This window comes from Mameliella sp. AT18 (genome assembly GCF_028807275.1).
In the GTDB taxonomy this organism is placed as follows: Bacteria; Pseudomonadota; Alphaproteobacteria; order Rhodobacterales; family Rhodobacteraceae; genus Antarctobacter; species Antarctobacter albus.
On the sequence record NZ_JARAMO010000200.1, the window covers coordinates 1 to 8,428 of the forward strand.

9 protein-coding genes are annotated in these 8,428 nt (G+C 63.7%); 3 read left to right on the forward strand and 6 right to left on the reverse strand.

Annotation, left to right across the window (positions count from 1 at the left end; genetic code table 11):
• The 6 genes from PVW46_RS17680 to PVW46_RS17705 form a co-directional block, all read right to left on the reverse strand.
• Positions 1 to 476: TRAP transporter large permease subunit (locus PVW46_RS17680; protein ID WP_274576946.1), on the reverse strand; the 476-nt coding region annotated here is incomplete at its 3' end.
• The gene (locus tag PVW46_RS17685; protein ID WP_069210285.1) at positions 473 to 985 is read right to left on the reverse strand and encodes a TRAP transporter small permease; all 513 of its coding nucleotides are present in this window, start codon (positions 983 to 985) and stop codon (positions 473 to 475) included. The genes PVW46_RS17680 and PVW46_RS17685, both read right to left, overlap by 4 nt.
• Positions 986 to 1,957: a TRAP transporter substrate-binding protein gene (locus PVW46_RS17690; RefSeq protein WP_274576949.1), complete on the reverse strand. Its 972-nt coding sequence runs from the start codon at positions 1,955 to 1,957 to the stop codon at positions 986 to 988. It abuts the gene before it with no gap.
• A gap of 126 nt (positions 1,958 to 2,083) precedes the next feature.
• Entirely contained in the window at positions 2,084 to 3,490 is a 1,407-nt protein-coding gene (gene ligM / locus PVW46_RS17695; protein ID WP_069210283.1) for a vanillate/3-O-methylgallate O-demethylase, read from the reverse strand.
• 31 nt (positions 3,491 to 3,521) lie between these two features.
• Positions 3,522 to 4,247, reverse strand: a complete 726-nt coding sequence (locus PVW46_RS17700) for a GntR family transcriptional regulator (protein ID WP_069210282.1) — start codon at positions 4,245 to 4,247, stop codon at positions 3,522 to 3,524.
• A gap of 253 nt (positions 4,248 to 4,500) precedes the next feature.
• The gene (locus PVW46_RS17705) at positions 4,501 to 5,418 is read right to left on the reverse strand and encodes an aminotransferase class IV (RefSeq protein WP_069210281.1); all 918 of its coding nucleotides are present in this window, start codon (positions 5,416 to 5,418) and stop codon (positions 4,501 to 4,503) included.
• 94 nt (positions 5,419 to 5,512) lie between these two features.
• On the opposite strand from PVW46_RS17705, the gene PVW46_RS17710 reads away from it, so the two are divergent.
• The 3 genes from PVW46_RS17710 to tdh all read left to right on the forward strand — a co-directional run bounded on the left by PVW46_RS17710 (position 5,513) and on the right by tdh (position 8,392).
• Positions 5,513 to 6,073: a helix-turn-helix domain-containing protein gene (locus tag PVW46_RS17710; protein ID WP_043145939.1), complete on the forward strand. Its 561-nt coding sequence runs from the start codon at positions 5,513 to 5,515 to the stop codon at positions 6,071 to 6,073.
• Positions 6,074 to 6,167: 94 nt separating this feature from the next.
• Positions 6,168 to 7,355 (forward strand): glycine C-acetyltransferase, encoded by a 1,188-nt coding sequence (locus PVW46_RS17715; RefSeq protein WP_069210280.1) that lies wholly within the window; start codon positions 6,168 to 6,170, stop codon positions 7,353 to 7,355.
• Entirely contained in the window at positions 7,352 to 8,392 is a 1,041-nt protein-coding gene (gene tdh, locus PVW46_RS17720) for an L-threonine 3-dehydrogenase (protein WP_069210279.1), read from the forward strand. The genes PVW46_RS17715 and tdh overlap by 4 nt, the downstream gene beginning before the upstream one ends.
• Positions 8,393 to 8,428 lie beyond the last annotated feature (36 nt).

Here is an 8,428-nt window from a genome sequence, read left to right on the forward strand (position 1 = left end):
GACGGCGGGATCAGGATGCCCAGCGTGCCACCGGCGGCGACCACGCCCGTCGACAGGCGCGGGTCATAATCGAAACGGTCCATCTCTCGCAGGGACACCTTGCCCATCGTCAGGGCCGAGGCGACGGAAGACCCCGACAGGGCCGCGAAGCCGCCGCAGCCGATCACCGTGGCCGAGGCCAGTCCGCCGCGGACCTGCCCGATCACCGCGTAGGCGGCGTCGTAGAGCTGTCGGCTCATCCCGGTGACGGTTGCCACGTTGCCCATCAGGATGAACAGGGGAATGATGACCAGTTCCGGGTTCGAGGCCAGCGTGAAGGTTTCCGAGGCCAAGAGCCCCATCGCCGCGTTCCAGCCGTTCAGGTGCCAGATCCCCAGGAAGCCCACCAGGAACATGGCAAAGGCCACGGGAATGCGCAGCATCAGCAGGATCAACAGGGCGGCGATGCCCAGCAGGCCGATGGCGCCGATTGTCATGTGGTCTTGCTCCATTCACCGCGCACGTCGCGTCGGGACAGGGTCAGTTCCACCGCCCGCAGAAACATGCCAAGAGAAGTCAGGACGGCAAAGCCGCACAGGCCCCACTGGAACCAGGCCTTGGGCAGGCGCAGCAGGTTTGTCGACAGGTTCAGCATCTGGCTCAGCTTGGCACTTTCCCAGACCGCCCAGGCGATGAAGGCAAAGATCACGGCACCAAGGAGGGCAGAGAAGATGTCGATGACGAGGTTCATCAAAGGCGGATAGGTCTTCTGGAACAGGTCGACCGCGATATGCCCGCCGTTGCGGTCACAGAGCGCCATGCCGCCAAAGACAAGCATGACCATGATCATGGTGATCAGGTCCTGGCTGCCGAACATCGGATGACCGAAGGCCCGCCCGATCACGTCCACCAGGATCACGCCGACCTCTGCGATCAGCGCCAGGGCGCCGATCGCCGCAGACAGGCGGATCAGCCCGTCCGCGGTTTTCCTGAGGGCGGTCAGCACTCACTCGCCCCGCATCTTGGCAAGCGCGGCCTCTCCGCTGACTTCGGCGACATAGCCGTTCACCACGTCAGCCACGGCATCCGCAAAGGCCTGAGCCTCTTCCGGGCTGAGGTCGATCACCACGTTGGTGTCGTCGGCGCGGGCCGCTTCCAGCGCGGCATCGGCGGTCGCGTTCCAGGCCATTTCGGCCGATTTGGAAACCTCCATGCCGGCGACGGCGTCGACAGCGGCCTTGGCATCTGCCGACAGCTTGTCATAGGACGACTGGCCCATCACAGTGTAAAAAGCGAGGCGGCCAAGGTTGGCACCCACGGTATAGCTGTTGGCGACCTCGTCCAGCTTGAAGTCCGACAGGGTCGAGGCGCCGGTGATCACGCCGTCGATCAGGCCGGTCTGCAAGGCGTTGTAGACCTGGTTGATCGGCATTTGCACCGGGGTCGCACCAAGGGCCTCGGCCACTTCGGCGGCTGTGGCGCCGGCGACGCGGACCTTCAACCCCGCAAGGTCCGCAGGGGTGCGGATCTGCACGTCCTTCATGATGAAAATATTCGGTTCCGAGGTCCAGAGAGCGATCGGCTTGGTGGCCGGGAACTCTCCCTTGATCTCGTCGAAGGCGGCCCAGAGCGCCTCGTACCCCGGCTGGTCCAGTGGGATGGCATTGGGCAATTCGACGATCATGGTCTTGCCGAACTGCGAAGAGGTGTACCCCGGCAGCCCCCAGACCATGTCGGCCACGCCCTGAACGGCGCGGACGTATTGTTCGACCGGACCGGCTCCCAGCTCGCCGCCGTGATAGCCGCGCACGCTGACTGCGCCATCGGTGGCCGCCGAAAGATCGGCGTTCAGCTTTTCGATCACGCTGGCGTTGATGGTGTGGAAAGGCGGGGTGAAATTGGCGAATTTCAGCTCCTGCGCCTGGGCGCTCATGGCAGAGGCGACGGCAAGTGCGGCGCCCGCGATCAGATGGGTCATTTTCATTAAATTATCCTCCCGGTTGGTGCGACCGGCCCTCCCCAGCGCGGTCCATCCCCGGGCAAAGTAGTGCATGACCTTGCCCGGGACACAAATTCATTCCGCCCGAAGGCGCATGAATCCTTTTTATTCCGCCGCCTTCGTCCGCCAGCTGTCGGCGTAGTTCTCGCGGGCTTCTTTTGCATAGGGCGTGGGCGAGACGCGTACCCGGATCTCTGCCTGCTTGTGCTTTTCAGTCGAGGTCTTGGCGGTATCGTCCGGTTCACCCCAGCGCAGCGTCAGCACGTCGCCAACCTGCACGTCCTTGTGCACCACACCCAGAGACAGCATGCAGCGTTCGTTCCAGCTATAGCCATTGAACATCGACATGCCGACCATCTGGTCGCCCTGCATCACCATGTCGGCGCTGGAGGAGGCATAGTTGGGCTGCGGGAAGTCGATCCACTTGTAGGGCGTGCCCTCCTCGAACCCGCTGGCGATGACCATCAGCACGTCCTCGCGGTTCCACTCAAAGGTAACCTTCTTGCGGTGGGCGCCCTGGGCCTTGATCTTTTCCAGTGCCGCCTTGCCGATGAAGTCGTCCTTTTTCCAGCCGATGTAGAAATCATAACCCAACTCGAACGGGTTGACGTAGTAGTCCTCGATGTTGTCGCTGACAAAGCTGCCGCCGATGGCGCCTGCCGCTTCGTACATGTCGGCACCCAGCCAGTCGCGGTAGTCCGCAAGCATCCCGTCGCCGGTGTAGATGCCCGGCAGGGGAGAGGGGATCCAGCCGGATTCTAGCGTGTTGGTCGAATAGGCCCGGCTGCCGCATTGCACGATGTTCACGCCGGCCTCTTTCGCGGACTCCAGGATCACCGAGTGGATGTAATCCTTGTCTTTGTAGGGGCCCCAGACCTCCAGCCCCGGCGCGCCGGACATGCCGTGGCGCAGCGCCTGCACCTTCTTGGAGCCGATGTTGATCCAGTCGACGTGAAAGAACTTGATGTCCGGGATCGGGCCGCCGTTCATCTTCTCGAAGATCTTGTAGGCCTCGGGCCCCTGGATCTGATAGCGGTAGTGCTCGCGCAGCACGCGCTCGCCCTCGGGGCGCGACGGCGAACGGGGATCGTGGCGCAGGCGCACGTTCCACTTGCCCCAGGCGGCGGCGAACATCAGCCAGTTCGAGGTCGGCGCGCGACCGACGAGGATGTATTTGTCCTCGCGCTCGCGGAAAATGATGTGGTCGCCGATGACATGGCCGTTGGGCGTGACCGGAACAAAGTGCTTGGCCCGGTTCAGGTCGAAATTGGCGAAGGAGTTGATGCCGTGGTGCGACAGGAACTCCGTTGCCTGCGGGCCTTCGACGATGACCTCGTCCATGTGGTGGCTCTGGTCGAACAGCACCGCGCTTTCGCGCCAGGCGGCCTGTTCATTGCGCCAGTTCTGGAATTCCGGCGTCACCACCGGGTAGACATACATCCCGGCCTGGCTGTTGCGCAGCATTTCGACCGGGGTGTTCCACTTCTTCATTGCGTCGTTGAGACTGGGCATTGTTGGTTCCTCTCTCCCTGTGTCTGTCGTGTCACTCCGCGATCAGCGACAGGCCCGGCACCTTTTCCGCAAGGGCCGGCTCTTCCCTGGTCACGTATTCAAGGTTGGTGCGCGCCAGGCGCGCGTGTTCGCGGGCCAGCGCCTCGGCGCGGCTGCCCTGGCGGTCCATGATCGCCTCAAAGATGGCGCGGTGTTGTCGCTGCGCGCGGGTCAGGCTTTCGCGGAAATCCGGGATCAGTTCCTGCCCCTGCATGAAGGCCGAGGGGGATGCGGCAGGCAGGCGCCCTGCGCGCGCGACCTCGCGCGCCACGACGGGACTGCCTGCAAGGTTGGCCAGCAGATCGTGGAATTCGCCGTTCAGGGCGACATAGGCTTTGAAATCAAGCGTGCCTGACACCGCTTCGTCCAGTTGCGTCAGGACGGTTTCCATGCGCTCGGCCAGTTCCGGGACGGCTCCGCGTTCGGCGGCAAGGCGGGCCGCTGTGCCTTCAAGCACGCCGCGCATCTCGATCGCGTCGTGGATGTCGGCCCGCGTGAATTGCGCCACGCGGCAGCCACCGGTTTCGATGCGTTCCAGCAGGCCCTCGTCCACCAGCCGGTCCATCGCCTGCCGCAAGGGAGTGCGAGACAGGTCCAGCCGCTCGGCCAGCGCGGTTTCGGCCAGCCGCTCTCCCCCGGCGTAGCTTCCGTTCAGCACCAGCGACCGTAGCTCGATCAAGGCCCGCGCAAATTGCGCGCTGCGTTCCTGGCGATTCATGGGTCTCCTCCCCCAAGTCTCGCCGGGAAAGGTATTCTGTATACATCATCTGTCAAAGAACTTTTTTCCGGGGCTATTTTGGGTCCATTTCGTCGTTTCTGTATACAGTGTGCTTCGAGCCAAGAGGGCTGAGCCACCTCGCGCCAGCGGGCGAGAGCTTTCGTTTCTGAGTTTCCGATGGGACTCAAGGCGCCGCAGTGGTGTTCCGCGATGTATCAATGGCGTCTGAACCGGCGCCTCTTGGGCGCCGTATTCAGGCGTCGCGCCGGATCATTTCCTTGTAGAGAGTACGGATGCGGTGAAACACCGGCCCCGCCTTGCCGCCGCCGATCACCCGCCCGTCGATCTCGAACACCGGGGTCTGCGCGCCAAAGGTGCCGGTCAGAAAGGCCTCGTCGGCGCCATAGGTGTCGACCAGCGAGTAGTTGCGTTCATGGACCGGGATGCCGTTCTGGCGGCAGATGTCGATCACCTTTTGCCGCGTGATCCCGTTCATGCAGTAGTCCCCGGTCGAGGTCCAGACCGCGCCCTTGCGCACGATGAAGAAGTTGCAGGCATTGGTCGTGTTCACGAATCCGAAGGGGTCCAGCATCAGCGCCTCATCGGCGCCCGCGCGGACGGCATGGTTCAGCGCGATGATGCAGTTCAGCTTGGAATGCGAGTTCAGCTTGGCGTCCTGCGTCAGTGGCAGCCCGCGATGATGCGGCACGGTGAATAGGGAAATGCCCCTGTCGATCACGCTGTCGTCGGGTTTCGAGTGCTCGGCGATGACAACGATGGTTGGGCCGTAGATGCTGAGATGCGGGTGTTGAAAGGGTTTGCGCTTGCGCCCGCGTGTCACCATCAGCCGGATGTGCACATCCGTGGTCATGTCGTTGGCCGCCAGCGTGTCCCATATGGCCTGGGTCAGGTCCTCGCGCGTCTTGCCGATCTCCAGCTCCAGGTAGAGCGCGGCCTCGTAAAGCCGGTCGAGGTGGTCATCCAGAAAGGGAATCTTGCCGTCATAGAGCCGCAGCCCCTCCCATATGCCGTCCCCCAACAGGAATCCGCTGTCGTAGACGGACACCCGCGCCTCGTCCCGGTGGTGGATCTCGCCGTCGACGTAGATCCGGATATCATCGTTGCGCGCATCGGGCGCGGCGTCATGGGTCGAAACATGGTCGTCGGTCATCTTGTTCCCCTCTGGTCCGGCGCGATGCTGACATGGCGCGATGCCAGAGGAAAGCGGGCTTGCCCGGCGTGCGGCGCGGCGGTATTCCTCCGGTATGACGGAAGACACTGACGCCATCTTGGCCAAACTCCCCGCCCGGCTGCGCGAGGCGCGCCGGGCACAGGGGCTATCTCTGGATGCCGTGGCCAAGCTGTCGGGGGTCTCCCGCAGCATGGTCAGCCAGATCGAACGGGGCGAGTCCTCGCCCACCATCGCGACGCTCTGGAACCTGACACGGGCGTTGCAAGTGGACTTTGCGGGCCTGCTCGAAGAAGGCCCGGCGCGCCAGATCGAGGTGCTTCGGTCCGGGGACGTGCCCACGATCGAGCAGCGCGGCAGTGGCTGCACGATCCGCATCCTGTCCCCGCCTGAAGAGGCCGGCCGGCACGAGGTCTACGAGCTGCGCCTTTCCGCCGGCGGCGTCCTGGACAGCCTGCCCCATGCGCGGGGCGCGCGCGAGCATCTCAGCGTGATCGAAGGTGAGGTCGAAGTGACCAGCGGTTCGGGCAGCGATCGGCTTGGTCCCGGCGATACCGCGCGCTATGCGGCGGACGTGGCGCACCGGATCGCGGCGCTGAGCCCGGCACGCGCCTTTCTCGTGGTTCAGGATGCGTGATTTGACAGTATAGCGGAAAAAAATCCGTAATTACGAAAATCCCCTATTTCGGAATTTTGTCCGTCATGTTAGCTTTCTCGCAATGGAGGCTGACATGACACACCGATTCCTGACCCATCTGACCGAGACCCTGAGCCAGATCGAGGCCGACGGCATGATGAAGCGCGAGCGCCTCATCACCTCGCCGCAGGGCGGTGAGATCATGGTCGATGGCGAGACAAAGATCTGTCTCTGTGCCAACAACTACCTTGGCCTGGCCGATCACCCCGACCTCATTGCCGCGGCCAAGGCGGCGATGGAGCCGAAGGGCTATGGCATGGCCTCTGTCCGCTTCATTTGCGGTACGCAGGACCTGCACCGCGCGTTGGAAACCCGGTTGGCGCAGTTCCTGGGCAAGGACGACTCGATCCTCTTCGCGGCCTGTTTCGACGCCAATGGTGGACTTTTCGAGCCGCTGCTGGGACCGGAAGACGCCGTTATCTCGGACGCGCTCAACCACGCCTCGATCATCGACGGGATCCGCCTGTGCAAGGCGCGGCGCTATCGCTACGCCAATTCCGACATGGCGGACCTGGAGGCACAGTTGAAACAGGCGCGTGCGGATGGTGCACGGTTCGTCATGATCGCCACGGATGGCGTATTCTCGATGGATGGCTACCTGGCGAAGCTGCCCGAGATCACGGCGCTGGCTGAAAAATACGAGGCGCTTGTGATGGTCGATGACTGTCACGCGACCGGTTTCATGGGGCCGAAGGGGCAGGGGACGCCGGCGCATTTCGGTGTTGACGTCGACATCCTGACCGGCACGCTGGGCAAGGCCCTGGGGGGCGCCATCGGTGGCTATATCGCCGGGCCGCAACCGGTGATCGACCTGTTGCGCCAGCGCGCGCGGCCCTACCTGTTTTCCAACGCCTTGCCCCCTGCGGTCGTGGCCGCGGGGATCGAGGCCATCCGGTTGGTCGAGGAAGGCGACGCCTTGCGCGCGCGGCTCTTCGACAACGCGGCCTACTGGCGCGCGGGCCTGACTGACCTGGGGTTCGACCTGCTGCCGGGGGAGCATCCCATCATCCCGGTCATGCTGGGCGAGGCAAAGCTGGCGCAGGAGATGGCGGCGAAACTGTTCGACAGGGGCGTCTATGTCTCGGGCTTCTTCTTTCCGGTGGTGCCCAAGGGGCAGGCGCGTATCCGCACGCAGATGAGCGCGGACCTGACGCGCGAGAACCTGGACAAGGCTCTTGGGGCCTTTGGCGCGGTGGGGCGCGAACTTGGGGTGATCAAATGACCAGTAACCAGATGAAGGCGCTTGTGAAGGCGAAACCCGAGGAAGGGTTGTGGATGGAGCGTGTGCCGGTGCCAGAAATCGGGCCGGATGACGTGCTGATCAAGATCAGGGCGACGGGCATCTGCGGCACGGACATCCATATCTGGAACTGGGACGACTGGGCGCAAAAGACGGTGCCCGTTCCCCTGGTGACCGGGCATGAGTTCGCCGGCGAAATCGTCGAGATCGGGCGCAACGTGGATGACCTGACCATTGGCCAGCGTTGCAGCGGCGAAGGGCATCTGATCGGCAAGCACTCGCGCCAGTCGCGGGCCGGAAAGTTCCACCTCGATCCCGAAACCCGGGGCATCGGCGTGAACGAGCAGGGGGCCTTTGCCCAGTACCTGCGCCTGCCGGCCTTCAACGTGGTGCCCCTGCCGGACAGCATCCCGGACGAGATCGGGGCCATTCTGGATCCGCTGGGCAACGCGGTGCACACGGCGCTGAGCTTCGACCTCGTGGGTGAGGACGTGCTGATCACGGGTGCGGGGCCGATCGGGATCATGGCGGCGACCGTCGCGCGGCATGTCGGCGCCCGGCATGTCGTCATCACGGATGTGAACCCGGACCGGCTGGCGCTGGCGGGGCAGGTGGCGGACGTGGTGCCGGTGAACGTGGGTGAAGAAGACCTGAAGGACGTGGTGGCACGGTTGGGCATGAAGGAAGGTTTCGACGTGGGCCTTGAGATGTCCGGCAACCAGCGGGCGCTGGACCAGATGGTCGAGACGCTGGTGATGGGCGGGCGCATCGCGCTCTTGGGCATTCCGCCGGGCAAATCGCCGGTCGACTGGTCGCGCATCGTCTTCAAGGCGATCACGATCAAGGGCGTCTACGGTCGGGAAATCTTTGAGACTTGGTACAAGATGATCGCCATGCTGGAAAACGGGTTGGATGTCAGCCGGGTCATCACGCATCGGTTCCCGGTCGACAGCTTCGAAGAGGGGTTTGCGGTGATGAAATCGGGCAAGTCCGGCAAGGTGGTGCTGGACTGGGCGTGACGGGACACCCTGTACGTTTTGTACAAAACGTACAGG

What these genes read in the sequence shown, in the direction of transcription:
- PVW46_RS17715 (WP_069210280.1), top strand. Translation starts at nt 6,168, where the DNA reads ATGACACACCGATTCCTGACCCATCTGACCGAGACCCTGAGCCAGATC.
- ligM (WP_069210283.1), bottom strand. Translation starts at nt 3,490, where the DNA reads ATGCCCAGTCTCAACGACGCAATGAAGAAGTGGAACACCCCGGTCGAA.
- PVW46_RS17705 (WP_069210281.1), bottom strand. Translation starts at nt 5,418, where the DNA reads ATGACCGACGACCATGTTTCGACCCATGACGCCGCGCCCGATGCGCGC.
- PVW46_RS17690 (WP_274576949.1), bottom strand. Translation starts at nt 1,957, where the DNA reads ATGACCCATCTGATCGCGGGCGCCGCACTTGCCGTCGCCTCTGCCATG.
- PVW46_RS17710 (WP_043145939.1), top strand. Translation starts at nt 5,513, where the DNA reads ATGACGGAAGACACTGACGCCATCTTGGCCAAACTCCCCGCCCGGCTG.
- tdh (WP_069210279.1), top strand. Translation starts at nt 7,352, where the DNA reads ATGACCAGTAACCAGATGAAGGCGCTTGTGAAGGCGAAACCCGAGGAA.
- PVW46_RS17700 (WP_069210282.1), bottom strand. Translation starts at nt 4,247, where the DNA reads ATGAATCGCCAGGAACGCAGCGCGCAATTTGCGCGGGCCTTGATCGAG.